The sequence below is a fragment of the Jiella sp. M17.18 genome (assembly GCF_041027365.1).
Classification (GTDB): Bacteria; Pseudomonadota; Alphaproteobacteria; order Rhizobiales; family Rhizobiaceae; genus VKMB-3413.
This window is the reverse complement of record NZ_JBFTEH010000013.1, coordinates 90140-116926: the sequence shown is the minus strand read 5'-3', so window position 1 is coordinate 116926 and position 26787 is coordinate 90140. Positions and strand designations below refer to the sequence as shown.

Sequence of the window (26787 nt, the reverse complement as noted above, 5' to 3'; positions counted from 1 at the left end):
ATTGGAAAGAGGTCTGACCATCCGATGCTGGCCTCCCACCCAGCCAGCATCTTGAATCACATTTCCAGCCGCGGCGGAATCGCCGGATTCAAAGCTCCTATGAAACGCTCTAGCGCGTCCCGCCCAGGTCTGCCACGCGTCGACCTGTCGGTCAGCAGACGCTGCGAAGCAGTGGCTTCGGCGGAGCCATCGGCCCCATTCCGACCGGCCCGGGCCGCGTCCCGCGGTTCGGCGTGACCCTGATCAGTTCGATGAGGTCCGGAAGCTTCAGCGCCGCGCCGAAGAGGTAGCCCTGGCCGAGCGCGATGCCGATCCCGCTGACCGCGGCCAGCTGCTCGGCCGTCTCTATTCCCTCGGCGACGACCCGGAACTTCAGCTGCAGCGACAGGAGCTGCACGAGTTCCATCACGGAGCGACAGGCGACATCGTCGATGACGCGCTCGACGAAGGAGCGGTCGATCTTCACCTTGTCGAACTGGAAGGAGGCGAGATAGCCGATCGAGGAATAGCCCGTGCCGAAGTCGTCGAGCGCGAAGCGCACACCCAGCCGCCGGAGGTCGTCCATGGCCCGACGCGTGTCCTCCTGGTCTTCGATGAGGACGGTCTCGGTCAGTTCCAGCTCCAGCCGGTCGCCCTGCTGGCCGTGCTCCTCCAGAGACCGGCGCACGACGGCGACCAGCCTGTCGGGGTCGGCGAACTGCACGGAGGACACGTTGACGGCGCAGGTGACGTCGCGCGGCAGGGTCGCCAGATCGCGGCAGGCGCGCCGGATCACCCAGTCTCCGATATCCGAGACCAGGCCGTTGCGTTCGGCCAGCGGGATGAACTCCGCCGGCGAAACCGGCCCCTTCGTCGGATGGTGCCAGCGGATCAAGGCTTCGACCGCCGTGATGCGGCCGGTGGAAAGGTCGATGATCGGCTGGTAGTTCAGGTCGAACTGATCGTCCGTCAGCGCCGTCCGCATGTCGGATTCCAGCTCGGCGCGTCGGCGGAAGCTCGCAGCCATCTCCTTGCGGAAGACCGTGACGCGGCCGCGGCCGGCGCCCTTCGCCTCGTACAGCGCAAGGTCGGCCGCTGCCAGCAGTTGCGCGCCGTTCGACGCATGGTCCGGCCCGGCGGCGATGCCGATGCTGGCTCTGACGTTGATCGTGTGGTCGTCGGCCCGGACCGGTGTCTGCATGGCCTCCAGAATCCGGCGGCCGCATTCGACCGCTTCCTCGACCCCCGCCCCGGACATCACGACCACGAACTCGTCGCCGCCGAAGCGGGCGACGAGGTCGGCCGACGCCGCGAGCTCGTCGATGCGCGAGGCGACGGCGATCAGTACCTTGTCTCCCAGGGTGTGCCCGAGCGTGTCGTTGATGTTCTTGAAGTTGTCGATGTCCACATGGATGAGCGCGGCACTCGAACCGGCGGCGAACTCGGCTGCCAGCGCGTCGAGCCGGCGATCGAGCTCGTGGCGGTTCGACAGGCCGGTGAGACGGTCCCGGCGCGCCATCGTCTCGATCTGAAGCAGCGCCCGCTTCTCGACCGTGGCGTCCTGGGTGACGAGGAGCACGCCCCCGCCGTCGGTCGGCTCGAGCCGCAGGACGAAGGTGCGCCCGTCCGTCCCCGTGGATTCCAGCGACGTCGGCAGGTTGGCGGCGACCGGGCCGGAGAGCAGATCCTTGACCCTGCAGGCGTCGCGCGGGGTCACAAGGCCCCTCTCGGCCGCCAGGGTCATGAGATCCAGAAGGCCGGGAGCGGCATCCTGCGCGTCCGCCCCGTAGATCTCCCTGTGGCGCTCGTTCGCCAGCTCGAGCGCCAGCGAACCGTCATACATGGCAAGGCCATGGGTCATCGCCCGGAGCGCGACATCCGCCTGGCCGGCGACCTTCTTGGCCGCGGCGGCGTTGCGGCGGGCCTCCAGCATGCTGTCGGCCAGCGCGCGGATATTGCGATTGAGCGAGAAGACGATGGCGATGTTGGTCAGCACATAGAGAACGATGAACACCGCGATCTGGCTGTAGTGAGGCCTCGGCGACAGGGCGAGCCCCACGCCCAGCGGCAGGCACAGGCATGCCATCTGCAGGAAGACGAAGGTCGGGCGGCCGGCATTGCGGGCCACATAGCCGGACGCGAAGGCGATCGCCGCAATCACGTTCAGAAGTTCGGCCGCGGAACTGCTCCCTCCCTCCAGAGCGAAGAAGCAGCACAGGCCCTGCAGCAGCGCGAAGGAGGTCGCGCCGAGATGAAACTCGGCGTCCCAGCGCTTCAGCCGCGCCATGTCCTCCTGCGCGTGATCGATGCGCGCGTAGCGCCAGAGCGTGGCCGTTCGCCCTACCAGGACCAGCGCGCTCAGCCCGGAGAGGAGGAGGAAGACGGATTCGCCGGTGATCTCCCAGGTGAAGAACGCGACCAGCACGCCGACGGCGTTCGAGATGATGACCGAAGGGGGAGAGGCGAACAGGGACGCGATCAGGAAGCGTCGCCGCTCCTCCTGCACGCAGTTCGGCGGACCGGCGCGTTCGGCATCGAGGAGGCCGTCGAGCTTGGCGCCAGTCGGATCGCCGCCTGTGGTGGTCTTAGACGCCATCGCCATCCCGGAACGGGTTCGTTGAAACGCCAAGATATGGTGAAGAGGTTAACAGGTGACTCTTAAACGGATCAATTTACCGTAAGCCGAGGGAAGTAGTTAACGGCCCTTCCGGCCGTCCTTCGACACACTTTAGACGATTGATATGTAAGCGCTATCCGAATTTTCGGCCCGTTTGCGCGGTCGCCGCGACGAGCCGTAAGATGAAAAGCAGTTCTCTATTTTCGGTAGTAAAGGTAAACGCCGCGACCATTCGATGCACTGCCGCACGGCGGTTTCCGGACGCGGGTCTCGGGAATGAGCGGGACCCGCGATCCGATCCCTAGGCCCGGGCCAATTCCCGCGCGAGCATTCGCTCCTGAGCCGCCACGATGCGCTGGAGCTTGCCAATCTCCTGCTCGTCGAGGGACATCATGTGGTCGACCCAGCGCGCCGAAGCGGTCGCCAGCTCGCCCGCGAGATCGGGGTTCATGCTGTTGAACGCCGTGGTGATCGCCAGCCGCGCGCGCTGGCTGGCCGCAGCGTTCTTGGCATATTTGCGGATCCACGCCGCGCTGCCGCCGTCCGGCACGACCGCGTCCACGATCCCCTTGGCCAGGAACGCCTCGGCCGAATAGACCTCGCCCGACATCAGGATGCGCTCCGCCTCGATCCGCCCCGCCCGCCGGGACAGGACCGGAATGGCCGAGATCGGAAAGTGGTTGTAGTTCACCTCCGGGTAGCAGAAGGTCGCCGACTCCTCGGCGACCATGACATGGCAGGCCCGGGCCGGATCGATCCCGCCCCCCAGTGCGCGAGCGTGCACCGCAGCGGCCGTCGCCACGCGTCCTTCCAGCCCGTCGTAATTGCGCAGGATCACGTCGGAGGCGACCCGGGCATAGGTCTCCATGCCCTGGCGGTCCGAACGGGACAGGCAGCCGAGGTAGAAGTCGAGATCCCCCCCGAGGGAGAAGACCGAGCCGGCGGTCCGGTAGGCGAGGAGATTGACCTTTGCGGTGCCGCCATCGATCAGCTCGGCCAGCGCGCCCTGGACCTTTCGGACGCTGTCGACCAGCTGCAGGGTGAAGACCGGCTTCGGCTCCGGGCGCATGACGATCCACAAGAGCGCCAGGCCATGCTCGTACATCAGCTGGATCTGCGGAAGCGGCCCGGTCAGATCGTGGATCCGGTCGACGAGTTCATGACCGTCGAGCTGTGGCTCGGCCAGCTCGGCCGCGTCCAAACGTGCTTTCAACATCGCCCCGTCTCCTCTTAAGGATGTGACGATGGTAATCGTTTGTTAGCAACTCGTAAACTTTGAACTCAATTTGAAGTTAATTTCCTGCTAGTGCCGTGAACGCCTTCAGGAATCTACGCCGCAGCGCAGCAAGGAGCGCTTGTTCTGGCCGCCTGCGAGGCCGGGGTGATGCGGCCAGCGCTTCACATCGCGCCGGACGGCTGTCCCGCCGCGGCGGGCCGCGCGACCCGAAAAGGGCAAGGCCGCCCGCAGGGCCGCAAGCCTTGCCACGGGATTCGCAGGCGGCTTGCGCACCGCGGTGGGGGCGAGCGCGCGCTGCCACGGCCGACGGCCGGATCGAGGGTCGATGGCCGACCTGTCCCGACAACGTCGGCCCGAACAACTACTTCGGGTAGTACCCTTCCTCAGCCGGCGCGGAAGCCGCGATAGGTCGCGGCGCCGGGATCGCTCACGGCGGACGACTCCGTCGCGGCGATCTCGCCGAGGCGCTCGTGCAGCGGCGACTTGATGCAGGCCGGGTCGGTATTGGCGGCATCGCCGGTCAGCGCCAGGGCCTGGCAGCGGCAGCCGCCGAAGTCGACGTGCCGGCGCTCGCAGGAGCGGCAGGGCTCCTTCATCCAGTCGGTGCCGCGATAGGCCTCGAAGGCCGGAGAGCCGTGCCAGATCTCGCCGAGGGAATGCTCCTGCACCCTCCAGAAGTCGAGATGGGTGATCGTCTCGGCGGCGTGGCAGGGCAGCGCCTTGCCGGAGGGCGTGACGCTCAGCGTACGCGCGCCCCAGCCGCCGTTGCAGAGCTTCGGATAGCGGGCATAGTAGTCGGGGAACACCGCGTCGATGACGAGCCGGCCCTTCAGCCGCTCGCGCGCCTCCTCGACCTCGGCAATCGTGCGGTCGACGTCCTCGCGCGCCGGCATCAGCTGCGCCCGGTTCTTCAGCGCCCAGCCGTAATATTGCGTGTGGGCGATCTCCAGCCGCTTCGCGCCGAAGGCGACGGCCTTGTCGATCATCGCCGGCACCTGATGGATGTTCATCCGATGGATGACGGCGTTCAGCGTCAGCGGGAAGCCGCGCGCGACGACGGCATGGGCGAAGGCCTCCTTCTTCTCGAAGCCGCCGCGATAGCCGCCGACCAGCTCGGTCACGCCGGCATCGGCGCCCTGCAGCGACAGCTGGACGTGGTCGCAGCCGGCCTGAAGCAGCGCGTCGAGCTGCTCTTCCGGGACGCCGATGCCGGAGGTGATGAGGTTGGTGTAGAGCCCGACCTCGCTCGCATGCCGGGTCAGCTCGACGATGTCCTTGCGCGCCGTCGGCTCGCCGCCGGACAGGTGCAGGTGGATGACGCCGAGATCGGCGGCCTCGGCAAACACGCGCTTCCACGTCTCGGTGTCGAGCTCCGACGAGCGCGGATCGAGCTGCAACGGATTCGAGCAGTAGGTGCAGCGCAAGGGGCAGCGATGCGTCAGCTCGGCGAGGAGGCCGAGCGGCGGGGCGGGCACCGGCCGCTCCGCCTGCCTTTCGCGCGCCGCCGGGCGGTCGACAAGAAGGGTCTCGCTCATAGCGTCACCATCTGCTTGTCCCGAAGGTCGAGGAGGAAGCTCTCGACGTCCGGGCGGATCGTGGCGGCATCGGCGGTGAAGACCTCGGTGAGCTGCCGGACGATGCCGGCGAAGTCGGTCTTGCCGTCGACCCGCTTCAGGATCTCGGTCGCGACGCCGTCGGCGTTGAAGATCCGCTCGGGCCCGACCAGGATGAAGCCGCCGCGGGCCTTGTCCTCCCGGAACTTCACGCCGTGCGGCAGTTTCGGAACCGTGTCGTCGGCGATCCCGGTCATGCCGCCGCTCCGATCGCGGCGGACGCCTCGCCCGGCTGCCAGACGCCGGGCGGGATCATGCCGGGCTCGACATAGGAGAAGTACAGCGCATCGAGTTGCGCCCACAGGACGTCGCACTTGAAGCGCAACGCGTCCATCACCGCCTGCTGCTCCTCCGGGCGGCGGGCATTCTCCAGGCAGTAGTTCAGGGCGAAGTCGCTGTCGCGCTTGGCCTGCACCGGCCGCTTGTCGAAATAGGCGAGCGTCTCCTGCGAGATGAAATCGTAATGGGCGAGCATGCCCTTCGTGCGCACGCCGATGACGCTCGGCGAAAACAGCTCGGTCAGCGAGGAGGCGATGGCTTCGAGCAGCGTGCGGTCGCGCACGAAATGCACATAGGCATCGACGGCGAAGCGCGTGCCCGGCAGGATGCCGCGTCCGGAGACGACGTAGTCCCGGTCCAGCCCGACACCGTCGGTCAGCGCGATCCACTTCTCGATGCCGCCGCGCTCGCCCTCGGAACCGTCGTGGTCGATGATCCGCTGGCGCCATTCGCGGCGCAGTTCCGGGGTCTGCAGCCGGGCGAGGATCAGCGAATCCTTCACCGGGATGTTCGCCTGGTAATAGTAGCGGTTCAGCGCCCAGGCCTGGACCTGCGCCCGGGTGAGCTCGCCGTTCTGCAGCTTGATCTGGAACGGGTGGCGGGAATGGTAGCGTTCCTCGCCGATCTGGCGCAGCGCCGCCTCGAACTCCGGCCGATCCATCATTCGCGTCGCCGATCCCGTCATGGCGCGATCTCCATCCCGTCTGCGGTGACCGCCCAGCCGGCGGCTTCCACCGTCTTCCGCTCGTCCGATCCTTCGATCAGGATCCGGTTCGTGTTGTTGATATGTATGTATGCGCGGGTCCCGATCCCAAGGCCGTCGAAGGCGTCGAGGCTGCCGCCCTCGCCGGAGATCGGGATATGGCCCATGCGCCGGCCGGTCTTCTCGCCGACACCGGCCCGTCGCATCTCGTCGTCGACGAAGACCGTCCCGTCGAAGAGCAGCGCGTCGGCGCCGCGCAGCCGCTCGCGCAAGGGCTCCGTCACGCGGGCGCAGCCGGGAATGTAATAGGCGGTGCGGCCGTGGGCCGTCAGCCGCACGCCGACGGTCATCTCGCCTTCCTCGCCGACATCGACCTCGCCCCGCTCCAGATAGAGCGGCACCTTGCCGGGCACCGGGAAGATCTCGACCTCAAGCCCGGGAACCGGCGAGAACGGCTCTTCCGCCCTGACCGGCTCGCGCCGCACATGCGCGGGATCGAGCACGGAAAAGACGGGGTTGTCGGCGATGACGCCGAGCACGCCCGCCGTCCCGTAGAGGGCGAAATCCTGCTTCTCGCGAAGCGTCAGGAGGCCGGCGACATGATCCACGTCGCCATTGGTGACCAGCACCGCGGAGATGGGGCTCGACCGCCGGGCGTCATCCCGCGCATCCGCGTCCGGCCGCAGCGGCCCTGAGGCCATGATCTGCTGCCTGAGGTCCGGCGAAGCGTTGAGGAGGAGCCAGTGGATCCCGTCCGCCGTCGCGGCGATCGACGACTGCGATCGCGCGGCCACCCGTTCGTCGCCCGCCCAATACAGCCGGCAGACGTCGCACAGACAGTTCCACTGGGGATAGCCGCCTCCCGCCGCCGACCCCAAAATGAAAAGCCGCAGGCGAGGATTCTCCCGCCCGCGGCTATCTTCATGCATCGTCAATTAGAATTCGACCGGCATGTAGCCGTTGATTTCCATCGCGACGCAGACTTCGGTGATAACCGGCTTGTTCCAGGCCATTGTACTTCTCCAATAAGCCGAGACCGATCGCGGGGACCGATCTCTTCTACGATGCCCACTGCCGGTCTTTCATAGCAGAAGGCGCACCGGCCTAGAACCCGAAACGGAAGCAAAGGGTTGCCGCGCGAAAAGATCGGGAATGTTTCCCAGCCATGCAGCCGCGGGCGTCGACAGGCGGGAGGCCGGCCCGTAAGGCTGAAGCCATGGCGAACTCACCCGACCCCGAAGAGCTGGCGGCGGCGATCAGGACCGGCCGGCGCGCCGCCCTCAGCCGGGCGATCACCCTCGCCGAGTCGACGCGGGCCGATCACCGGGCGCTCGCGGCGTCGGTGCTCGACCGGCTGGCGCCGCTGCCGCAGGGCACGATCCGGATCGGCATCAGCGGCGTTCCCGGCGCCGGCAAGTCGACGCTGATCGATGCGCTGGGGTCGATGCTGACCGAGCAGGGGCACAAGGTGGCGGTGCTCGCCGTCGATCCGTCTTCGGTGCGCAGCGGCGGCTCGATCCTCGGCGACAAGACGCGGATGCACCGCCTGGCGAGCGATGCGAACGCCTTCGTGCGCCCCTCGCCCTCCTCCGGCACGCTCGGCGGCGTCGCGGCGAAGACCCGCGAGACCATGCTTCTCTGCGAGGCCGCGGGCTTCGACGTCGTGATCGTCGAGACCATGGGGGTCGGCCAGGCCGAAGTCGCCGTCGCCGGCATGGTGGATCTGGTGGTGCTCCTGATGATCGCCGGCGGCGGCGACGAACTGCAGGGCATCAAGAAGGGGATCCTCGAGATCGCCGACATCGTCGCCCTGAACAAGGCCGACGGCGAGGACAGGCCTCGCGCCGAGCGGGCCGCCTCGGAGCTGCGTTCGGCGCTGAACATCCTCTCGCCGCCCTCCCCCGACTGGCGCGTTCCGGTATTGACCGTTTCGGGGGCGACGGGCGCCGGCCTGGACGCGCTCTGGGAGACGGTCCTTCGCCATCGCGCGGTTCACCAGGCGAACGGGGCCTGGCAGGCGCGCCGCGCCGGGCAGCGCATCGGCTGGCTGAAGGCGAGCCTCGACGAGGCGCTGCGTCGGCGGGTGCTCTCTGGGAAACAGGCGCGCGCGGCCTTGGCCGAGGCAGAAGCCGCGGTCGGCACCGGAAGCCGCGCGCCGACGGCCGTGGCCGAGGAAATCCTCGACCGACTGGGCCTGCCCGGGGAGCCGACCTGACGCGCGGCGCGTGCCCGATCCGACGCCCCCGATAGGAAATCGGAACAGAGGTGACCGCATCATCGGCGGCTTCAGCCGACGAAATTCTTCCGGGCCCCGCGCGCATTCGAACCGGACCGTCTATTCGTCGGATCGCTTCGCCTTAACTGCGGACGCGACGAAACCATGAGGAGCCGCCATGTCCGCCACCCAGCGATCCGACCGAACGCCCCGCCTCGCCGTCCTCATCGACGCGGACAACGCTTCGTCGCGCATTGCCGACGGGCTGTTCGAGGAGATCGCCAAGATCGGCGAGGCGAGCGTGCGCCGGATCTATGGCGACTTCTCCAACCAGCGCTCCAAGGGCTGGGCCGACATCCTCGCCCGCCACGCGATCATCCCGCAGCAGCAGTTCGCCTACACCCAGGGCAAGAACGCCTCGGACATCACCCTCGTCATCGACGCGATGGACCTTTTGCATTCGGGCCGGCTCGACGGCTTCTGCCTCGTCTCCTCCGATTCGGACTTCACCCGGCTCGCCGCCCGCATCCGCGAGCAGGGCGTCGACGTCTACGGCTTCGGCGAGCAGAAGACGCCGGAGAGCTTCCGCCAGGCCTGCCGCCGCTTCATCTACACCGAGAACCTCCTGCCGGAGCGGATCTCCGCCGGCGAGGACAATGGTTCGGCGCCGCTCGCCAAGCCGCAGGAGGCGGCCAATCTGCTCAAGCGGGTGATCGACCAGATGGACACCGAGGACGGCTGGGTGAATCTCGGCAGCTTCGGCAAGCAGATCCTCAACCTCTCCTCCGACTTCGACCCCCGCACCTACGGCTTCAAGAAGCTGTCCGACCTCGTGCGCTCGACCGATCTGTTCGAGGTCGACGATCCGGAGGGTGGCAGCGTGCGAATCCGGCTGAAGCCGAAGCGCGCGCCGCAACGGCGGCGCAGCACCGCGCGGCGGACAACGACGCGGAAGGCGGCTGAAAAATAGGAGCCGGGAGCGAGCGGTGGGACCGGCCGGGTTCGGCCTGCCGGCGACACTCGAGATGCGAACAGGAGAGCGGCAACCCCGGCGGGCCCACGGGATGGGCAACCGACAGAACGTCCCCATAGTCGCGGGCGGAGATGGCACCTCGGGGAGCGGCGAAGGTCGAGCCTGTTCCACGGCTCCGGCGGCTCGTCGGCCGCTCCCGAGGCGTGTCAGTGACAAGCCGCTGGACAGGATCCCGAACAACAGATCCTGTCGTCTAGGCGGCGTCCTGCTGGGGTGGTTCCATGTGTACCTCCCGAGGCATCTGCATAAGGACTTTACGCCGATGCCGGCGAGCGTCAAGGAGTAGGCCGGTGGCCGGGACTGTATGCGACAAGAAGGCGTGCCCCGTGCGATCGGATGGCGTGGCCCCATCCCGCCGGTCGCTCTCGCGCTGCGCGGAGGCAGGCTTGACCTTGCGGGCGTTCCGATGAACATCGCCGCATGGAGACTCCCGCACCGGACTTCGAGATCAGAAAGCTGCGCCTGTCGGACGCGCGCGACCTCGCGCCGCTGATCGCGGCCTACAACCAGTCACTGTTCCGCGGCGCCCCCGGCGCGCCGGACACCTACTACGCCGAGCAGCTGCTGCAGGATCGCACCGCCGAGGCGCTCGGCGCGCGGCTCGACGGCGCCCTCGTCGGCTTCATCCTGTTCTACGACATTCCGGACGTGTGGACCGGCATGCGCTCCGGCCTCGCCGACCACATCTATGTCGACCACAGCCACCGCCGCAAAGGCATCGCCAAGGCGATGATCGACGTCCTGGCGGAAGAAGCGGACGGGCGCGGCTGGTCGAAGCTGGTGCTGCATGCACCGCGCAATCCCGGCACCGGGCGCCGGCTCTACGAGAAGGTCGCCGAGCCCGCCGACTGGGCGAGCTACGTCATCCGCTTCGCCGATCGCCAGCCGGCGCCGCGCTGATTCGGTCGGAAGAATGGCTTTGGCACCGCCGCCGCGGCCGCCCGTCCTATTTCCTGCGGAATGCGCCGAGCGCCCGCCGGCCGCGCTCCTCTGTCGCGCCTAATCGATTAAGCGGCTGCGAGACGGGAGGCCTTGCGCCGAACGGCTTGCTTTCGGCGGCGCCTTCGTCCTCTTAGAAGCCTTCCATGCGCGTTGCGGCAGCGCACATTCGTGCTAAATGCGGGCCGCGCAAGCTTGCAGGGACAGGAAGGCACCGATGTCCGACGTCAAATCCGCGCGGCCCCTATCGCCGCATCTGACCATCTACAAATTCCGCCCGACCATGGCGATGTCGATCATGCACCGCATCACCGGCGGCGCGCTCTATGTCGGCACGCTGTTCTTCGTCTGGTGGCTGGTCGCCGCGGCGAGCGGGCCGGATGCCTACGAGACGGCGGCCAACTTCTTCGGCTCGATCATCGGCGAACTCATCCTGTTCGGCTACAGCTGGGCGCTGCTGCACCACGCATTCGGCGGCATCCGCCACCTGACCTGGGACACCGGCCACGGCCTCCAGAAGGAGACCTCGACGCGGATGGCCCAGATGACGCTGGTCGCCTCACTCGTCGCGACGATCGTCCTGTGGCTCATCATCGTGATCTTCACCTGAGGAACGGCCCGATGGAAAACTTCAGAACTCCCCTGCGCCGGGTGCGCGGCCTCGGTGCCACCCGCGGCGGCACCGACCATTTCTGGCATCAGCGCCTGACCGCCGTCTCCAACATCGTCCTCATCACCTTCTTCGTCGTGCTGGCGATCTCGCTGCACCACGACAATTACCTCGGCGTGCGCGACGCCTTCGGCAATCCGTTCGTCGGCATCGTCATGGCGCTGGTCGTGCTGTCGGCGACCTACCACATGAAGCTCGGCATGCAGGTGATCATCGAGGACTACGTGCATGGCGGCGCCAAGATGCCGCTCCTCATCCTCAACACCTTCTTCGCTTTCGTGATCGCCGCCGCGAGCCTGATCGCGATCCTCAAGATGAGCTTCGGAGGCTGACCATGGCCGAGAACGGAACCACCGCCAACGGCGCCACCCAGCCGAGCGCCAAGCCGGACGGCACCGGCGGCTACACCGCGCAGCCGCACCGCACTGCGCCCGGCCAGAACGGCAAGGCCTACGCCTTCGTCGACCACACCTTCGACGTCGTGGTGGTCGGCGCCGGCGGCGCCGGCCTGCGCGCGACGCTCGGCGCCGCCCAGGCCGGGCTTCGCACCGCCTGCGTCACCAAGGTCTTCCCGACCCGCTCGCACACCGTCGCCGCGCAGGGCGGCGTCGCCGCCTCGCTCGGCAACATGGGCAAGGACGACTGGCGCTGGCACATGTACGACACCGTCAAGGGGTCGGACTGGCTGGGCGATCAGGACGCCATCGAATATCTGGTCCGCAACGCGCCGCAGGCGGTCTACGAGCTCGAGCACTTCGGCGTGCCCTTCTCGCGCACCGAGGACGGCAAGATCTACCAGCGCCCGTTCGGCGGCATGACCACCGAGTTCGGCCAGGGCCCCGCCGCCCAGCGCACCTGCGCCGCCGCCGACCGCACCGGCCATGCGATCCTGCACACGCTCTACGGCCAGTCGCTGCGCCATTCGACCGAGTTCTTCATCGAATATTTCGCCATCGACCTGATCATGGACGAGGAAGGCGTCTGCCGCGGCGTCGTCGCCCTCTGCCTCGACGACGGCACGATCCACCGATTCCGCGCCAAGAAGACGATCCTCGCGACCGGCGGCTACGGCCGCGCCTACTTCTCCGCCACCTCGGCCCATACCTGCACCGGCGATGGCGGCGGCATGGTGCTGCGCGCGGGCCTGCCGCTGCAGGACATGGAGTTCGTGCAGTTCCACCCGACCGGCATCTACGGCGCCGGCTGCCTCATCACCGAGGGCGCCAGAGGCGAAGGCGGCTACCTCACGAACTCCGAGGGCGAGCGCTTCATGGAGCGCTACGCCCCCTCGGCCAAGGACCTCGCCTCGCGCGACGTGGTGTCCCGGTCCATGACGATGGAGATCCGCGAGGGCCGCGGCGTCGGCAAGAACAAGGACCACATCTTCCTGCACCTCGACCACCTCGATCCGGCGGTGCTGCACGAGCGCCTGCCCGGCATCTCGGAATCGGCGCGCATCTTCGCCGGCGTCGACGTCACCAAGGAGCCGATCCCGGTCCTGCCGACGGTGCACTACAACATGGGCGGCATCCCGACGAACTTCCACGGCGAGGTTCTGACCAAGAAGGACGGCGATCCGGATGCGGTCGTGCCGGGCCTGATGGCGGTCGGCGAGGCCGGCTGCGTGTCGGTCCACGGCGCCAACCGCCTCGGCTCCAACTCGCTGATCGACCTCGTCGTCTTCGGCCGCGCCGCGGCGCTGCGCTGCGCCGAGACCGTGACACCGTCGGAGGGCCAGCCGGACCTGCCGACCGGTGCCGGCGAGAACGCGCTTTCCCGTCTCGATCGCTTCCGCTACGCCTCCGGGTCGACCCCGACGGCGGAGCTGCGGAACCGGATGCAGCAGACCATGCAGTCGAACTGCGCGGTGTTCCGCACCGGCGAGGTGCTGGAGGAGGGTCACGAGAAGATCCACGACGTCTGGCGCGCCTCCGACGACGTGCGCGTCACCGACCGCTCGCTGATCTGGAACACCGACCTCGTCGAGACGCTGGAATACGACAACCTCATCGCCCAGGCGGTGGTGACGATGGATTCGGCCCGCAACCGGACGGAATCGCGCGGCGCCCACGCCCGCGAGGACTATCCCGAGCGCGACGACGCCAACTGGATGAAGCACACCCTGTCCTTCTGCGACACGGTCGAGAAGACCGTCACTCTGGAGGACCGGCCGGTGCACACCTACACGCTGTCGAACCAGATCGACTACATCGAGCCGAAGAAGCGGGTGTATTGACAGAACGTGATCGCCGGCTGTTTCTTGCCCTCTGAAGGAGACGCCTCATGTCTTCCATCGGACATAACAGCCGGCGGTCAGGATCCATGTTCGCCATCGTCTTCGACCTCGATACCAACAGCCTGAAAGAGGTTTATGGCGGCCCTTCCTGGAACAATGCCTATTCCGACGTGCGCAATTTCCTAAAAAGGCGCGGTTTCGGCTGGCAGCAGGGCAGCACCTATTTCGGCGACGACAGCGTCGACGCGGTCTCCTGCGTCCTGACCATTCAGGACATGACGGCGGAGTTCGACTGGTTTGCGCCCTCGGTCCGGGATATCCGGATGCTCCGGATCGAGGACAACAACGACCTCATGCCGGCGGTCGAGCGGGTGGCGAACCGCAAGAAGCCCTGAACCGCCTCTTTCAGTCAGGGCCTCACGCTCGTCCTTCGATCGGCAAGACTTCGTCGCGCCTCATGGACCGAACGGGTCGTTCTCCGCCTCTTCCTTGTCCTGCTCCTCGATTGGAATGTCGCGGCCGATCAGGCGCTCGTCGTCCGGCTTGCCCGCGAAGGCGTTGTCGGTGCGCTCGATGGCGTTGTCGGCAAGGTCCGGCTTTTCCCGCGTCTTCGGCGGAACCGGCTTCGTCTCGGACATGGTGCTCTCTCCCGTAAAGGCCTGCCACAGAACCGCAGAGGGTGCCCGGACGTTCCCAGGGGCAAGCCAGGCATCACGGCGAAGTTGCCTCAACTCTCCGTAGCGTTCCGCCGCCCTTTCCCGCAGATCGTCCGGCGCCCTTGCTTGTTCCGCAAGGTCAGAGCGGCTGTAGTTCATCCCTCTTTAAAGTGTTCCGGGCTACCGAACGGGGAAGCGGTCGAACATCCGGTTCGTCGCATCATGCGCAAGCCTCTGGACGGACTCGATGAACTTTTCGATTACGCGCAAACTGTCGGCCCTCATCGCCGTCGCGGCCCTTGTCAGCATCGTCGCAATGTCGCTGCAGCTCTACTCGCTGCACGAGACGATCTGGAAGGACCGCAAGAACCTCATCGTCTCCCAGGTCCAGAGCGCGATCTCGATGCTCGCCGGCTTCCAGGCCAAGGTCGAGAAGGGCGAGATGACGCTGAAGGAGGCGCAGGATCGCGCCCGCGAGGCATCGCTGCCGATCCGCTTCGGCCAGAACGACTATCTCTTCATGATGGACGGCAAGGGCCTCCGGGTCATGCATCCGGATCCGAAGCTGACGGGGACCGACTCCTTCACAGCTGTCGACCCGACCGGCAAGTACTACAACAAGGAGATGGTCGAGAACGCCCACAAGGGCGGCGGCTTCACCACCTATTACCGGCCTCGGCTGAAGGGCTCGAAGGAGTTGCAGCCGAAGCTCTCCTACGCCCAGCTGTTCCAGCCTTGGGACTGGACCGTCGCCGCCGGCCTCTATGTCGACGATCTCGACGCACAGTTCATGAAGGAGGTCTACAAGACCCTCGCCTGGTCCGGCCTCCTGCTTCTCGTGCTCGTCGCCTGCGCCTGGCCGCTGGCCCGGTCGATCTCGCGGCCGATCAACGCCATGACCGAGGCGATGCGGCGCCTCGCCTCGGGCGACAAGAGCGTGGAAGTGCCGGCGATCGGCCGCGGCGACGAGCTCGGCGAGATGGCCGGCGCGGTGCAGGTGTTCAAGGAGCAGGCGATCGAGCGTGACCGCCTCGCCGAGGAGGCCGAGGCGGCGCGGATTTCGCAGGACCAGGCCAAGCAGCGTCAGGCGGCGCTGGACAATGCCAAGGCCGAGGACCTTAGGGCCTTCGTCGGCATGGTCGAGGTGGGCTTCGACCGGCTGTCGGCGGGCGACCTCACCGTGCGCATGGCCGGCCAGGTGGCGCCGGAATTCGAGCCGATCCGGGCGNGTGGGCTTCGACCGGCTGTCGGCCGGCGACCTCACCGTGCGCATGGCCGGCCAGGTGGCGCCGGAATTCGAGCCGATCCGGGCCAAGTTCAACGCCTCGGTCGAGGCGCTCGAGGGCGCGATCGGCCAGGTGCTCACCTCGGTCGGCTCGATCCGCACCGGGCTTTCCGAGATCACCATCGCCTCGGGCGACCTCGCCCAGCGCACCGAGCAGCAGGCGGCGAGCCTGGAGGAGACGGTGGCGGCGCTCGGCGAGGTGACCGGGGCGGTGAACCAGACCGCCGACGGCGCCGGCAACGCTCAGAAGGTGGCGAGCGCGGCCCGCGAGAAGGCCGCGAAGGGCGGCGCCATCGTCGCCCGGGCGGTCGAGGCGATGAGCCAGATCGAGGCCTCGTCCAACCAGATCGGCCAGATCATCTCGGTGATTGACGAGATCGCCTTCCAGACCAACCTCCTGGCCCTGAACGCCGGCGTCGAGGCGGCGCGCGCGGGCGAGGCCGGCAAGGGCTTCGCGGTGGTCGCGCAGGAGGTGCGGGGCCTGGCCCAGCGCTCGGCGGAGGCGGCCAAGGAGATCAAGGGGCTGATCCAGGCATCCGGCGAACAGGTCGGGCGGGGCGTCGAGCTGGTGACGGCGTCGGGCCAGTCGCTGGAGGAAATCGTCGCGGAGGTCTCCTCGATGACCGAGGTGATCGCGACGATCGCCGCCTCGGCGCGCGAGCAGGCGGTGAGCCTGCGCGAGGTCTCGACGGCGGCCGACCAGATGGACAAGGTGACCCAGCAGAACGCGGCGATGGTGGAAGAGTCCACCGCGGCGGCGCAGACGCTGGCAGCCGAGACCGACGAGCTGGCAGCCGCCATCACGAAGTTCAAGACCAAGAGCGCAACGGCTTCGGCAAAGCGCGCCCAGCCGGCGGCCCAGGCGCCGGCGCCGCGCCCTGCCGCCGCGCGTCCCGTGCCGCAGCTGCGCGCCTCGGGATCGGGCGGCGCCGCCCGCAAGCCCGCGGCCGCAACAGCCGAGGAAAGCTGGGAGGAGTTCTGAGCCCCGTTCGTCCCCGCAAGGCGTAGAAATCCATGAAGGGGTCGGCCGGCAACGGCCGGCCCCTTGCCGTTTCGGACGCCAGCCCGCGTCAGCCCGTTGTCGGCAACCGCTTCACAGTCCCCAGTACCACCGGCCGGCGAATGGAAGGGCCGCCCGCCCGATCCCCGCGAGGGCCGCGCTCGGCGCCCGGCGCCGCGCGACCTATCCCAGGATGCCCGGCAGCTTCAGCCCCTTCTCCTCCGCGCACGCCACCGCGTCCTGATAGCCGGCGTCGGCATGGCGCATGACGCCGGTGGCGGGGTCGTTCCAGAGCACGCGTTCGAGGCGGCGGGCGGCGTCCTCGGTGCCGTCGGCGACGATCACCATGCCGGCATGCTGCGAAAAGCCCATGCCGACGCCGCCGCCGTGGTGCAGCGACACCCAGGTCGCCCCGGAGGCGGTGTTGAGGAGCGCGTTGAGCAGCGGCCAGTCGGAGACGGCGTCCGAGCCGTCCCGCATCGCCTCGGTCTCGCGGTTCGGCGAAGCGACGGAGCCGGAATCGAGGTGGTCGCGGCCGATGACGACGGGCGCCTTCAATTCGCCCGACGCGACCATCTCGTTGAAGGCCAATCCCAGGCGGTGCCGGTCGCCGAGCCCGACCCAGCAGATTCGCGACGGCAGGCCCTGGAAGCGGATGCGCTCCTTTGCCATGTCCAGCCAGTTGTGGAGATGGGCGTTGTCCGGCAGGAGCTCCTTCACCTTGGCGTCGGTCCTGTAGATGTCCTCCGGATCGCCGGACAGCGCCGCCCAGCGGAACGGCCCGATGCCGCGGCAGAACAGCGGCCGGATATAGGCCGGCACGAAGCCCGGGAAGGCGAAGGCGTCGCCGACGCCCTCCTCCAGCGCCATCTGGCGGATGTTGTTGCCGTAGTCGACGGTCGGAACGCCCGCCTTGTAGAGGTCGAGCATCGCCTTCACATGCACCGCCATCGACGCCTTGGCGGCTGATGTGACGGCTTTCGGATCGCGCTCGCGGGCACGCTCCCATTCGTCGAGCGTCCAGCCGGCCGGCAGGTAGCCGTTGACCGGGTCGTGCGCCGACGTCTGGTCGGTCAGGATGTCGGGGCGCACGCCGCGCCGGACCATTTCCGGCAGGATCTCCGCCATGTTGCCGAGGAGTGCGACGGAGACGGGCGTCTTCGCGGCCGTCGCCTCCTCGATCATCGCCAGCGCTTCGTCGAGATCCTTCGCCTGACGGTCGACATAGCCGGTCTTCAGCCGGAACTCGATCGAGGACGGCCGGCATTCGACGGCGAGGCACGAGGCGCCGGCCATGGTGGCGGCGAGCGTCTGCGCGCCGCCCATGCCGCCGAGCCCGGCGGTGAGGATCCAGCGGCCGGAGAGGTCGCCGCCATAGTGCTGGCGGCCCATTTCCACGAACGTCTCGTAGGTGCCCTGCACGATGCCCTGGCTGCCGATGTAGATCCAGGAGCCGGCCGTCATCTGGCCGTACATGGCGAGCCCCTTGCGATCGAGCTCGTTGAAATGCTCCCAGGTCGCCCAGTGCGGCACGAGGTTGGAATTGGCGATGAGGACGCGCGGGGCGTCCTTGTGGGTCCGGAACACCCCGACCGGCTTGCCCGACTGGACGAGCAGCGTCTCGTCGCTCTCCAGCTCGCGCAGAGCCGCGACGATCCGGTCGAAGCTCTGCCAGTCGCGCGCCGCCCGCCCGATGCCGCCATAGACGACGAGCTCCTGCGGCTTCTCCGCGACCTCGGCGTCGAGATTGTTCATCAGCATGCGCAGCGGCGCCTCGGTCAGCCAGCTCTTGGCGGAGATCTCGCTGCCGCGCGGGGCCGAGATCTTGCGGGCGTTGTCGAGACGGATCGGCGTCGTGGTCATGAAGCGGCTCCTCAGGCGAGCGTCGGAAGGGTCAGCGGGGCGACGGCCTCGGTCAGCGCACCGGAGCGGACAAGCTCTGCCGCGGCCTCGATGTCGGGCGAGAAGTGCCGGTCGTCCTGAAGCATCGGCACCCTCGACCGCACCAGGCGGCGGATGGCTTCGAGCGGCGCGCTGGAGGCGAGGCCGCCGCCGATGAGGTCGCACCCTTGCGCAGCTGCGAGGAGCTCGATGGCGACGACGTTCGACAGATTCTCGGCCATCGCCAGCAGCCGCCGGGCGCCGTGCGCGGCCATGGAGACGTGGTCTTCCTGGTTGGCCGAGGTCGGGATCGAATCGACGCTGGCGGGGGTGGCGCGCTGCTTGTTCTCCGAGACGAGGGCCGCGGCGGTCACCTGCGGGATCATGAAGCCGGAGTTGAGGCCGGGCTTCGGCGTCAGGAACGCCGGCAGCAGCGACAGGACGGGGTCGACCAGCAGCGAGATGCGCCGCTCGGCGATCGAACCGATCTCGCAAAGCGCCAACGCGATCATGTCAGCGGCGAAGGCGACGGGCTCGGCGTGGAAATTGCCGCCGGACAGCGCCTCGTCCTCGTCGGCGAAGATCAGCGGATTGTCGGAGACGCCGTTCGCCTCGGTCGCGAGCGTCGTCGCGGCCTGGCGCAGGAGATCGAGCGCCGCGCCCATGACCTGCGGCTGGCAGCGCAGGCAGTAGGGGTCCTGCACCCGCTCGTCGCCGAGACGGTGCGAGGCGCGGATCGCCGAACCCTCCATCAGCGCGCGCAGCGCCGCCGCGGTCTCGATCTGGCCGGCGTGTCGGCGCAGCGCGTGGATGCGCGGGTCGAACGGCGTGTCGGAGCCGCGGCCGGCATCGGTCGACAGCGCGCCGGTGACGAGGGCGGACTGGTGCAGCCGCTCGGCCTCGAACAGGCCCGCCAGCGCATTGGCGGTCGAGAACTGCGTGCCGTTGAGGAGCGCCAGCCCCTCCTTCGGCCCGAGCGTCAGCGGTTCGAGACCCGCCTCGCGCAGCGCCGCGTCCGCCGCTTTGCGTTCACCGCCGACGAACATCTCGCCGACGCCGATCATCGCCGCCGTCATGTGGGCGAGCGGGGCGAGATCCCCGGAGGCGCCGACCGAGCCCTGGCAGGGGACCACCGGCGTCAGGCCCTTGGCGAGCATCGCCTCGAGCAGCCGCACGGTATCGAGCTGCACGCCGGAGGCGCCCTGCGCGAGCGAAGCCAGCTTCAGCGCCATCATCAGCCGCGCGACCGCCACCGGCATCGGCTCCCCGACGCCGGCAGCATGCGAGAGCACGATGTTGCGCTGGAGGGTTTCGAGATCGCCGTCGCCGATCCTGACGCTCGCGAGCTTTCCGAAGCCGGTGTTGATGCCGTAGACCGGCTCGCCGCGCTCGAGGATCCGGCGGACGGCGGCGGCCGACGCTTCAATGACCGGGGTGGCCGCCGGATCGAGCGCCGGCGTCGCGCCGCGATAGATAGCGCGCCAGCCGGCGAGCGAGACGGCGCCGGGCGTCAGAACCAGAACTTCGCTCATCGTCCGGCCCCTTTCCAGATCCGGCCCTGCCAGATGCGGGCGTGCAGCGGGTTGAAGCCCATGCGGTAGACGAGTTCGGCGGGGCTCCCGATATCCCAGATCGCGAGGTCGGCGGACTTGCCGGCCTCGAGCGTCCCGGTCTCGGCCTGCAGGCCGAGCGCCCGCGCGGCGTTGCGGGTGACGCCGAGAAGGCATTCCTCGACCGTCATGCGGAACAGCGTCGCGGCCATGTTCATCGTCAGGAGCAGCGAGGTCAGCGGCGACGTCCCGGGATTGCAGTCGGTCGCGACCGCCATCGGCACGCCGTGCCGGCGGAAAGCCTCGATCGGCGGGACCTTCGTCTCGCGGATGAAATAGAAGGCGCCGGGCAGCATCACGGCGACCGTCCCCGCCGCCGCCATCGCTTCGGCTCCCGCCTCGCCGGTATATTCCAGATGGTCGGCCGACAGCGCCCCGTAGCGTGCGGCGAGCGCCGCACCGCCGAGATCGGACAGCTGGTCGGCGTGCAGCTTTACCGGCAGGCCCGCCGCCTTGGCGGCGTCGAAGACGCGGGCGATCTCGTCCGGAGAGAAGGCGATGCCCTCGCAGAAGCCGTCGACGGCATCGGCGAGGCCGTCCGCCGCGATGGCGGGCAGCATCTCGTCCGCCACCTTTGCGATGAAGCCCGCCTTGTCGCCGGAAAACTCCGGCGGCAGCGCATGGGCGCCGAGGAAGGTCGTGCGCACGGAGACCGGCCGCTCCTCGCAAAGGCGGCGCGCCGCCTTGAGCGCCTTCGCCTCGCTCGCGAGGTCCAGCCCATAGCCGGACTTCACCTCGACCGTCGTGACGCCTTCGGCGATCAGCGCATCGAGCCGCGGCAGCGTCTCGGCGAGGAGCTCCTCTTCCCCCGCCGCACGCAGCGCCTTGACCGAGGAGACGATGCCGCCGCCGGCCTTCGCCACCGCCTCGTAGCTCGCGCCCTCGAGCCGCAGCTCGAACTCCTTGGCGCGGTTTCCCGACCAGACGAGATGGGTGTGGCAGTCGATCAGCCCGGGCGTGATCCAGCGGCCCTCGCAGTCGACCACCTGGCTCTTGCCGGCGATATCCGCCGGCAGATCCGCCTCCGGCCCGGCAAAGACGATGCGCCCGCCGGCCGCCGCGACGGCGCCGTTCTCGACGATGCCGAGGCCGGAGCGGTCCGCCCGCATGGTCGCGAGGCGCGCATTGCGCCAGACTGTGGGGGCCGTGGGTTCGTCGGGTTCGATCGGGGCCATGGCGCAGCTTTCGTCGGAGGCTCGCTTTTCATCATGTATAGACATAATATCCCGCCTCGCAAGCCGGATCGCCGCCGAAGGAGCCCGAGATGATGACCATCCATGCCGAACGCGCGCTGACGCCCGAGGGTTGGCGCGAGAACGTCCGGATCCTCCTCGACGGCGGCCGGATCACCGCAGTCACCGGCGCCGACGCGGCTCCCGGCGACGAGCGAGCCGCGATCCTGATCCCGGCGATGCCGAACGTCCACAGCCACGCCTTCCAGCGCGCGATGGCCGGCCTTGCCGAAATCCGCGGTCCCGGCGTCGACACCTTCTGGGTCTGGCGCGAGACGATGTATCGCTTCGCCCTGACGATGACGCCGGACGACGTCATGGCGGTCGCGGCGCAGCTCTATGTCGAGATGCTGGAGGCAGGCTTCGGCGCGATCGGCGAGTTCCACTATCTCCACCACGACCATGACGGCCTGCGCTATGCGGCCGTCGGGGCGATGGCCGAGGCGATCGCGGCGGCGGCCGGCGAGGCCGGAATAGGCCTGACGCTGATCCCGGTGCTCTACGCCCATTCGACCTTCGGCGGCGCGGAGCCCAATCCCGGCCAGCGCCGCTTCATCTGCGACCGCGACACCTTCGCGCGTCTCGTGGACGCCAGCGAGGCTGCCGTGGCAGGCCTTCCCGGCGGCGTCCTCGGTGTCGCCGGACACAGCCTGCGCGCGGTCACGCCGGACGAGCTGGCTTTCGCATCCGCCCTGCGGCCGGACGCGCCGATGCACATCCATGCCGCCGAGCAGGTGAAGGAGGTCGAGGACTGCCTCGCCTGGTCGGGCAGGCGGCCGGTCGAATGGCTGCTTCACGAGGCCGACCTGTCGGAGCGCTGGTGCCTGATCCATGCGACGCACATGACGAACGACGAGACGACGCGGCTTTCGGCGAGCGGCGCGGTCGCCGGCCTCTGCCCGCTCACCGAGGCGAGCCTCGGCGACGGCTTCTTTCCGGCCCGCGAGTTCATCGATGCGGGCGGCCGCTTCGGCGTCGGGTCGGATTCCAACATCCTGATCGGCGTCACCGACGAGCTCCGCCAGCTCGAAACCGCCCAGCGCCTCTCCCGCCGCAGCCGCAACGTCCTCGCCGAGCCCGGCGCCTCGACCGGCCGTGCGCTGTTCGAGGCCGCGCTCGCCGGCGGGGCGCAGGCGCTGGGACGCCCGGCTGCGGCGATCGCCGAAGGCGCGCCGGCCGATCTCGTCTCGCTCGACGCCGACCATCCGGCGCTGATCGGCCGGACCGGCGACGCCATCCTCGACTCCTGGATCTTCGGCGCCTCGCGCCCGGCCGTGGACGGCGTCTGGGTGCGCGGCGAGAAGCGCGTGAGCGGCGGCGTGCATCATGCGCGCGAGAGGGTCCTTGCCGGGTTCCGCGAGGCGGTGACACGGCTGGCGTCGCGGCCGTGATCGCCGAGCGCCGGCCGCACGGCAGGATTGAAGGCTGCCGGACTTGTGCCGGCGCCTCCGCCTGATCAATATTTTCGCTCTTCCGCTTCTGCTCAAATCTTGACACACTGAACGGATCGGGCTTGCTTATGTCTAGACTTAATCGGCGCGGCGATCGGCTCCGCGTTCGAGCTTCCACCCCAACGGAGATCCCGGCATGAACAAACGCTTCCTGATGAAGGCGATCCTCGGCCTGTCGCTGGCGCTCGGCCTGCCGCTCGCGGCCCATGCCGAGGACACGCTGGCGAAGGTGAAGTCGGCAGGCGTGCTCAAGGTCGGCACCGAGACCGCCTTCGCGCCCTTCGACTTCATCGACGAGACGGGCGCCCATGCCGGGCTCAACGTCGACCTGTTCGACGAGATCGGCAAGGAGCTCGGCGTCAAGATCCAGTGGGTGGCGCTGCCCTGGGACGGCGTTCTGCCCGGGCTCGAAGCCGGCCAGTTCGACATGGTCGCCGGCCCCGCCACGATCACCAAGGCGCGCGTCGAGCGCTACCGCTTCACCGTTCCGATCGCCGAGGCGACCGTCGCCCTCCTGAAGCGGGCCGGCGACGACACGATCCAGAAGCCCGAGGACATCGCCGGCAAGCTCGTCGGCGCCGGCAAGGCGACGGCGCAGCTGAAGCAGTTGCAGGACTATGGCAAGACGCTGCCGAAGCCGGTCGAGACGCGCGAATATGTCGGCTACAACGAGGCCTATGCCGATCTCGCGGCCGGCCGCATCGTCGCCGTCGCCAACTCGCTGCCGAACATCGCCTTCGTGGCGCAGAAGCAGCCGGACACCTTCGCCGTCGTCAAGCCGGCCTTCGGCCAGCCCAGCTATTTCGGCTACATCGGCACCAAGAAGCCGGAGGACCAGTCGCTGATCGACGCCGTCGACGCCGCCATCCTGAAGCTGAAGAAGAACGGCAGCATGGCCAAGCTTCAGGAGAAGTGGTTCGGCACCACCTTCGATACGCCCGACACCGTGCCGACGCCGAAGGTCTGAACCCCGATCGAACTCCGGCCGCGCCTCCCCGAAAGGTGCGGCCGTCCTGCGACTGACGACAAGGCCTGCCGATGTCCTGGCGACTGTTCGACCTGATGCTCTGGGCGGCCGGCTACACCGTCCTCCTCAGCGGCATCTCGATCGCCATCGGCCTCACCCTCGGCCTTCTGGTCTGCGCCGCCAAGCTGTCGACGAGCCGGCTGCTGTCGGCCCCCGCGACGGTGTTCATCAGCTTCTTCCGCGGCGTGCCGCTGCTCGTCCAGCTGCTGCTGATCTATAACCTCCTGCCGCAGATCGGCATCATGGTGCCGAGCGTCGTGGCGGCGATCCTCGGCCTGTCGCTGTGCACCGCCGCCTATCAGGCGGAGAACCTGCGCGGCGGCTTCAATTCGGTGCCGAAGGGTCTTCTGGAAGCTGCCGACATGGTCGGGCTCTCGCCCTGGCAGCAGCTCACCCGCATCCGCGCGCCGATCGCCTTCCGCCTGACCCTGCCGGCGCTCGTCAACGAGGCGATCCTGATCCTCAAGGCCTCCTCGCTGATCTCCGTCGTCGGCGTCATCGAACTGACCCGGATGGCGCAGAACCTCGCCGCCAGCACCTACAAGCCGCTGCTGTTCTATTCCGTCGCCGGCGGGCTCTACCTCGTCATCTGCTGGACGCTGGCGGGCGGCGGGGCGCTCGCCGAACGCCTGACGCGGACGCATCGCGCATGAGCCTCGACTTCGGCCTGATCCTGAAGCAGATGCCGGACATCCTGTCCGGCCTCTGGGTGACGCTGTGGATGTGGATCGTCGCGACCCTCCTCGGCGCGGCGCTCGGCTTCCTCGTCGCGGTCGGACGGCGCTACGGCCCGGCGCCGCTCGACTGGCTCCTGAAGCTCTGCGTCGAGATGCTGCGCGGCACGCCCTTCCTGGTGCAGCTGTTCCTGCTCTATTTCGGCGGGCCGTTCATCGGCCTCAGGCTGGAGCCGATCCCGGCGGGGCTGCTCGGGCTGACGGTCTATGCCGCGGCCTATTTCTCCGAGATCTTCCGGGCGGGCTTTCAGGCCGTGCCGAAGGGCCATGTCGAGGCCGCCGACATGGCCGGACTCAGCCGCGCGCAGATCCTCCGGCGCATCATCCTCCCCGAGATGACCATGCTGGTCCTGCCGCAATGCGTGAACATGGCGATCGTCCTCATCAAGGAGACGGCGATCCTGTCGATCATCACCGTGCCGGAGATGACCATGGTGATCGGCGCCATCGGCTCGCAGCAATATGCCTTCGTCGACGCGATGTTCCTGCTCGCGATCATCTACTGGGTGCTCGTCGAGATCTGCGGCTTCCTCGGCCGGCTCGCCGAGGCGAGGCTCTCCAAGTTCAGGTTCGCCGCATCATGAATTCCACCGCCCCCTCCCCCGTCCGCGCCGGCGACCCGGCCTCGCAGACCGCCGACGCCGTTCCGGCCGTGGACGTGAAAGGCGTCACCAAGCGCTTCGGCGCCACCGAGGTTCTGCAGGGGATCGACCTCTCCGTGCCGGCCGGTGCGACGACCTGCCTGATCGGCCCCTCCGGCTCCGGCAAGTCGACGCTCCTGCGCTGCATCGCCTTCCTGGAAGAGGCGACCACCGGCACGATCGCCATCCACGGCGATCCGCTCGGCTTTGCGGAAGGGCCGGACGGCAAGCGCACGCGGCTCTCCCCGCAGGCGATCCGGACCGTGCGCTCGCGCATCGGCATGGTGTTCCAGCAGTTCAACCTCTGGCCTCACATGACGGCGCTCGGCAATGTCTGCGAGGCGCTCGTCACCGTGCGCAAGATGAAGCGCAAGGATGCCGAGGAGCGCGGCATGGCGCAGCTCACCCGAGTCGGCCTCGCCAATCGCGCGGCGCATTATCCCTCCGAACTCTCCGGCGGCCAGCAGCAGCGCGTCGCGATCGCGCGGGCTCTGGCGCTCGACCCGGAAATCCTGCTCTTCGACGAACCGACCGCCTCGCTCGACCCGGAGCTGACCGGCGAGGTCCTCAACGTCATGCGCGACCTCGCCTCGTCCGGGATGACGCTCCTCGTCGTCACGCACGAGATCGGCTTTGCGGCGACGGTCGGCCAGCGCATCGCCTTCCTCGACCATGGCAGGCTGCTGCTCAACGGGTCGCCGCGCGAGGTGTTCGGCGAACCGCGCCATCCGCGCCTCGCGCAGTTCCTCGAGACCTATCTCGACCGCGGCGCGGCGACGCTGCTCTAGGCTCCAGCATCCATGGCCCGAGAAGCGGAAGAGCGCCGGGTGACGGCAGAGCGGCGGGCCCGGACGGCGGCGCCCGGTGGCAGGGCGGGCGGCAAGCTCTCGCTGCACCGGACGATCCGCGCCGACATCGAGGGCAAGATCCTCTCCGGCGCCTGGCCGCCGGGCGCGCAGATCCCGTTCGAACAGGATCTCGCCGCCGACTACGGCTGCTCGCGCATGACCGTCAACAAGGTGCTGACGCAGCTCGCCGCCGCAGGGCTGATCGAGCGGCGGAAGAAGGCGGGCAGCTTCGTCAAGCGGCCGCATTCGCATTCCGCCGTCCTCGAGATCTTCGACATCCGCCGCGAGGTGGAGGATCTCGGACTCCCCTACCACTTCGAGATCATGCACCGCGCCGTGCGCCCGGCGACGACGTCCGACGAGCCGCATCTCGCCGTTGCCGCCGGCTCGCCGCTCCTCGACATCGCCTGCCGGCATTTCGCCGCCCGCCAGCCCTTCTGCCTGGAGGAGCGGATCATCAACCTTTCCGCCGTGCCGCAGGCCGAGGCGACGGACTTCTCCGCCATCTCTCCGGGCGCCTGGCTGGTCGCGCAGATTCCCTGGTCGTCGGCCGAGCACCGCATCCGCGCCGCCGGCGCCGACCGGGACGCCGCCGCGGCGCTGCTCATTCCGGCCGGCGCGCCCTGCCTCGTCGTCGAACGCCGCACCTTCGATCAGGACCGGCCGATCACCTTCGTCCGGCTGACCTATCCCGGCGACGGCCACGAGGTCGTCGCGCGTTTCGCGCCGACGGCGGGATGAGGACGCTTCGACGAGGCGACGAAGGCCGCGCGATGCTGCAGACGGGACCCCTTGGCAGGGCCGGTGCGCCGCAAGCCGGGAGACCCGAGCATCCTTTCAAGGCCATGGCAGGCCGGTCGTTCTGACGCCCTCGCGGCGGACCGGCGCGGCCCCCAGCGAC

Annotated in this window: 26 protein-coding genes; 15 read left to right on the top strand and 11 right to left on the bottom strand. The window is 68.6% G+C overall.

The features are described from left to right. Positions 1–151: 151 nt before the first annotated feature. From AB5S17_RS20495 to pqqA, 7 genes are all read right to left on the bottom strand, one after another. Entirely contained in the window at positions 152–2575 is a 2424-nt protein-coding gene (locus AB5S17_RS20495) for a putative bifunctional diguanylate cyclase/phosphodiesterase (protein WP_369242899.1), read from the bottom strand. Positions 2576–2897: 322 nt separating this feature from the next. Next, positions 2898–3812: a crotonase/enoyl-CoA hydratase family protein gene (locus tag AB5S17_RS20490; protein WP_369242897.1), complete on the bottom strand. Its 915-nt coding sequence runs from the start codon at positions 3810–3812 to the stop codon at positions 2898–2900. Positions 3813–4216: 404 nt separating this feature from the next. Next, positions 4217–5368, bottom strand: coding sequence for a pyrroloquinoline quinone biosynthesis protein PqqE (gene pqqE / locus AB5S17_RS20485; RefSeq protein ID WP_369242895.1), 1152 nt, complete (start codon positions 5366–5368; stop codon positions 4217–4219). After that, positions 5365–5643: a pyrroloquinoline quinone biosynthesis peptide chaperone PqqD gene (gene pqqD, locus AB5S17_RS20480; protein ID WP_369242893.1), complete on the bottom strand. Its 279-nt coding sequence runs from the start codon at positions 5641–5643 to the stop codon at positions 5365–5367. The genes pqqE and pqqD overlap by 4 nt, the downstream gene beginning before the upstream one ends. Next, a complete protein-coding gene (pqqC, locus tag AB5S17_RS20475; RefSeq protein ID WP_369242891.1) occupies positions 5640–6410 on the bottom strand; it encodes a pyrroloquinoline-quinone synthase PqqC in 771 nt (256 codons plus the stop codon). Before pqqC ends, pqqD begins: the two co-directional genes overlap by 4 nt. After that, positions 6407–7321: a pyrroloquinoline quinone biosynthesis protein PqqB gene (gene pqqB / locus AB5S17_RS20470; RefSeq protein WP_369242907.1), complete on the bottom strand. Its 915-nt coding sequence runs from the start codon at positions 7319–7321 to the stop codon at positions 6407–6409. Before pqqB ends, pqqC begins: the two co-directional genes overlap by 4 nt. 42 nt (positions 7322–7363) lie before the next feature. Then, complete coding sequence (pqqA, locus tag AB5S17_RS20465; RefSeq protein ID WP_369242905.1) at positions 7364–7441, bottom strand: pyrroloquinoline quinone precursor peptide PqqA; 78 nt, start codon at positions 7439–7441, stop codon at positions 7364–7366. A gap of 203 nt (positions 7442–7644) precedes the next feature. Here pqqA and meaB point away from each other — a divergent pair, with 203 nt between their 5' ends. The 7 genes from meaB (at position 7645) to AB5S17_RS20430 (ending at position 13916) form a co-directional block, all read left to right on the top strand. Then, positions 7645–8643 (top strand): methylmalonyl Co-A mutase-associated GTPase MeaB, encoded by a 999-nt coding sequence (gene meaB, locus AB5S17_RS20460; protein WP_369242889.1) that lies wholly within the window; start codon positions 7645–7647, stop codon positions 8641–8643. Between the two features lie 178 nt (positions 8644–8821). Continuing rightward, positions 8822–9613, top strand: a complete 792-nt coding sequence (locus tag AB5S17_RS20455; RefSeq protein ID WP_369242887.1) for an NYN domain-containing protein — start codon at positions 8822–8824, stop codon at positions 9611–9613. A gap of 483 nt (positions 9614–10096) precedes the next feature. Further along, positions 10097–10576, top strand: a complete 480-nt coding sequence (locus AB5S17_RS20450; protein ID WP_369242885.1) for a GNAT family N-acetyltransferase — start codon at positions 10097–10099, stop codon at positions 10574–10576. A gap of 256 nt (positions 10577–10832) precedes the next feature. After that, positions 10833–11225 carry a succinate dehydrogenase, cytochrome b556 subunit gene (gene sdhC / locus AB5S17_RS20445; RefSeq protein WP_369242883.1) on the top strand — a complete coding sequence of 131 codons (393 nt, stop codon included), beginning with the start codon at positions 10833–10835 and terminating at the stop codon, positions 11223–11225. 11 nt (positions 11226–11236) lie between these two features. Next, entirely contained in the window at positions 11237–11617 is a 381-nt protein-coding gene (gene sdhD / locus AB5S17_RS20440) for a succinate dehydrogenase, hydrophobic membrane anchor protein (protein ID WP_369242881.1), read from the top strand. Between the two features lie 2 nt (positions 11618–11619). Then, the gene (gene sdhA, locus AB5S17_RS20435; protein ID WP_369242879.1) at positions 11620–13521 is read left to right on the top strand and encodes a succinate dehydrogenase flavoprotein subunit; all 1902 of its coding nucleotides are present in this window, start codon (positions 11620–11622) and stop codon (positions 13519–13521) included. Between the two features lie 86 nt (positions 13522–13607). Beyond that, entirely contained in the window at positions 13608–13916 is a 309-nt protein-coding gene (locus AB5S17_RS20430) for a virulence factor (protein WP_369242878.1), read from the top strand. A 60-nt stretch (positions 13917–13976) separates the two neighbouring features. Here the strand turns inward: AB5S17_RS20430 and AB5S17_RS20425 are convergent, their stop codons facing one another. Beyond that, positions 13977–14159 (bottom strand): hypothetical protein, encoded by a 183-nt coding sequence (locus AB5S17_RS20425; RefSeq protein ID WP_369242876.1) that lies wholly within the window; start codon positions 14157–14159, stop codon positions 13977–13979. A 265-nt stretch (positions 14160–14424) separates the two neighbouring features. Here AB5S17_RS20425 and AB5S17_RS20420 point away from each other — a divergent pair, with 265 nt between their 5' ends. Next, positions 14425–15834 carry a cache domain-containing protein gene (locus tag AB5S17_RS20420; protein ID WP_369242874.1) on the top strand — a complete coding sequence of 470 codons (1410 nt, stop codon included), beginning with the start codon at positions 14425–14427 and terminating at the stop codon, positions 15832–15834. Then, the gene (locus AB5S17_RS20415) at positions 15755–16444 is read left to right on the top strand and encodes a methyl-accepting chemotaxis protein (protein ID WP_369242903.1); all 690 of its coding nucleotides are present in this window, start codon (positions 15755–15757) and stop codon (positions 16442–16444) included. The genes AB5S17_RS20420 and AB5S17_RS20415 overlap by 80 nt, the downstream gene beginning before the upstream one ends. A gap of 201 nt (positions 16445–16645) precedes the next feature. Here the strand turns inward: AB5S17_RS20415 and hutU are convergent, their stop codons facing one another. The 3 genes from hutU to hutI are packed head-to-tail and all read right to left on the bottom strand — an operon-like array spanning position 16646 to position 21128. After that, positions 16646–18325, bottom strand: a complete 1680-nt coding sequence (gene hutU, locus AB5S17_RS20410; protein ID WP_369242872.1) for a urocanate hydratase — start codon at positions 18323–18325, stop codon at positions 16646–16648. 11 nt (positions 18326–18336) lie between these two features. Beyond that, entirely contained in the window at positions 18337–19875 is a 1539-nt protein-coding gene (gene hutH / locus AB5S17_RS20405; protein WP_369242870.1) for a histidine ammonia-lyase, read from the bottom strand. Continuing rightward, on the bottom strand, positions 19872–21128 hold the full coding sequence (hutI, locus tag AB5S17_RS20400) for an imidazolonepropionase (protein WP_369242868.1): 1257 nt from the start codon (positions 21126–21128) through the stop codon (positions 19872–19874). The genes hutH and hutI overlap by 4 nt, the downstream gene beginning before the upstream one ends. Positions 21129–21217: 89 nt before the next feature. On the opposite strand from hutI, the gene AB5S17_RS20395 reads away from it, so the two are divergent. The 6 genes from AB5S17_RS20395 to hutC all read left to right on the top strand — a co-directional run bounded on the left by AB5S17_RS20395 (position 21218) and on the right by hutC (position 26627). After that, positions 21218–22576 (top strand): formimidoylglutamate deiminase, encoded by a 1359-nt coding sequence (locus AB5S17_RS20395; protein WP_369242866.1) that lies wholly within the window; start codon positions 21218–21220, stop codon positions 22574–22576. Between the two features lie 196 nt (positions 22577–22772). After that, positions 22773–23603: a transporter substrate-binding domain-containing protein gene (locus AB5S17_RS20390; RefSeq protein ID WP_369242864.1), complete on the top strand. Its 831-nt coding sequence runs from the start codon at positions 22773–22775 to the stop codon at positions 23601–23603. Positions 23604–23674: 71 nt separating this feature from the next. Continuing rightward, entirely contained in the window at positions 23675–24316 is a 642-nt protein-coding gene (locus tag AB5S17_RS20385) for an amino acid ABC transporter permease (protein WP_369242862.1), read from the top strand. Then, positions 24313–24981, top strand: coding sequence for an amino acid ABC transporter permease (locus AB5S17_RS20380; protein WP_369242860.1), 669 nt, complete (start codon positions 24313–24315; stop codon positions 24979–24981). Before AB5S17_RS20385 ends, AB5S17_RS20380 begins: the two co-directional genes overlap by 4 nt. Then, positions 24978–25826, top strand: a complete 849-nt coding sequence (locus tag AB5S17_RS20375) for an amino acid ABC transporter ATP-binding protein (protein WP_369242858.1) — start codon at positions 24978–24980, stop codon at positions 25824–25826. The genes AB5S17_RS20380 and AB5S17_RS20375 overlap by 4 nt, the downstream gene beginning before the upstream one ends. Before the next feature lie 12 nt (positions 25827–25838). After that, complete coding sequence (gene hutC / locus AB5S17_RS20370; protein ID WP_369242856.1) at positions 25839–26627, top strand: histidine utilization repressor; 789 nt, start codon at positions 25839–25841, stop codon at positions 26625–26627. Positions 26628–26787 lie beyond the last annotated feature (160 nt).

Excerpts from the sequence above, each read along its gene's own strand:
- AB5S17_RS20430 (WP_369242878.1), top strand. The coding sequence starts at position 13,608 with ATGTTCGCCATCGTCTTCGACCTCGATACCAACAGCCTGAAAGAGGTT.
- AB5S17_RS20395 (WP_369242866.1), top strand. The coding sequence starts at position 21,218 with ATGATGACCATCCATGCCGAACGCGCGCTGACGCCCGAGGGTTGGCGC.
- pqqE (WP_369242895.1), bottom strand. The coding sequence starts at position 5,368 with ATGAGCGAGACCCTTCTTGTCGACCGCCCGGCGGCGCGCGAAAGGCAG.
- meaB (WP_369242889.1), top strand. The coding sequence starts at position 7,645 with ATGGCGAACTCACCCGACCCCGAAGAGCTGGCGGCGGCGATCAGGACC.
- AB5S17_RS20490 (WP_369242897.1), bottom strand. The coding sequence starts at position 3,812 with ATGTTGAAAGCACGTTTGGACGCGGCCGAGCTGGCCGAGCCACAGCTC.
- AB5S17_RS20390 (WP_369242864.1), top strand. The coding sequence starts at position 22,773 with ATGAACAAACGCTTCCTGATGAAGGCGATCCTCGGCCTGTCGCTGGCG.
- hutH (WP_369242870.1), bottom strand. The coding sequence starts at position 19,875 with ATGAGCGAAGTTCTGGTTCTGACGCCCGGCGCCGTCTCGCTCGCCGGC.
- AB5S17_RS20385 (WP_369242862.1), top strand. The coding sequence starts at position 23,675 with ATGTCCTGGCGACTGTTCGACCTGATGCTCTGGGCGGCCGGCTACACC.
- AB5S17_RS20375 (WP_369242858.1), top strand. The coding sequence starts at position 24,978 with ATGAATTCCACCGCCCCCTCCCCCGTCCGCGCCGGCGACCCGGCCTCG.
- hutU (WP_369242872.1), bottom strand. The coding sequence starts at position 18,325 with ATGACCACGACGCCGATCCGTCTCGACAACGCCCGCAAGATCTCGGCC.
- hutI (WP_369242868.1), bottom strand. The coding sequence starts at position 21,128 with ATGGCCCCGATCGAACCCGACGAACCCACGGCCCCCACAGTCTGGCGC.
- AB5S17_RS20425 (WP_369242876.1), bottom strand. The coding sequence starts at position 14,159 with ATGTCCGAGACGAAGCCGGTTCCGCCGAAGACGCGGGAAAAGCCGGAC.
- AB5S17_RS20450 (WP_369242885.1), top strand. The coding sequence starts at position 10,097 with ATGGAGACTCCCGCACCGGACTTCGAGATCAGAAAGCTGCGCCTGTCG.
- AB5S17_RS20495 (WP_369242899.1), bottom strand. The coding sequence starts at position 2,575 with ATGGCGTCTAAGACCACCACAGGCGGCGATCCGACTGGCGCCAAGCTC.
- sdhA (WP_369242879.1), top strand. The coding sequence starts at position 11,620 with ATGGCCGAGAACGGAACCACCGCCAACGGCGCCACCCAGCCGAGCGCC.
- hutC (WP_369242856.1), top strand. The coding sequence starts at position 25,839 with ATGGCCCGAGAAGCGGAAGAGCGCCGGGTGACGGCAGAGCGGCGGGCC.
- pqqC (WP_369242891.1), bottom strand. The coding sequence starts at position 6,410 with ATGACGGGATCGGCGACGCGAATGATGGATCGGCCGGAGTTCGAGGCG.
- pqqD (WP_369242893.1), bottom strand. The coding sequence starts at position 5,643 with ATGACCGGGATCGCCGACGACACGGTTCCGAAACTGCCGCACGGCGTG.
- AB5S17_RS20455 (WP_369242887.1), top strand. The coding sequence starts at position 8,822 with ATGTCCGCCACCCAGCGATCCGACCGAACGCCCCGCCTCGCCGTCCTC.
- sdhC (WP_369242883.1), top strand. The coding sequence starts at position 10,833 with ATGTCCGACGTCAAATCCGCGCGGCCCCTATCGCCGCATCTGACCATC.
- sdhD (WP_369242881.1), top strand. The coding sequence starts at position 11,237 with ATGGAAAACTTCAGAACTCCCCTGCGCCGGGTGCGCGGCCTCGGTGCC.
- AB5S17_RS20380 (WP_369242860.1), top strand. The coding sequence starts at position 24,313 with ATGAGCCTCGACTTCGGCCTGATCCTGAAGCAGATGCCGGACATCCTG.
- pqqA (WP_369242905.1), bottom strand. The coding sequence starts at position 7,441 with ATGGCCTGGAACAAGCCGGTTATCACCGAAGTCTGCGTCGCGATGGAA.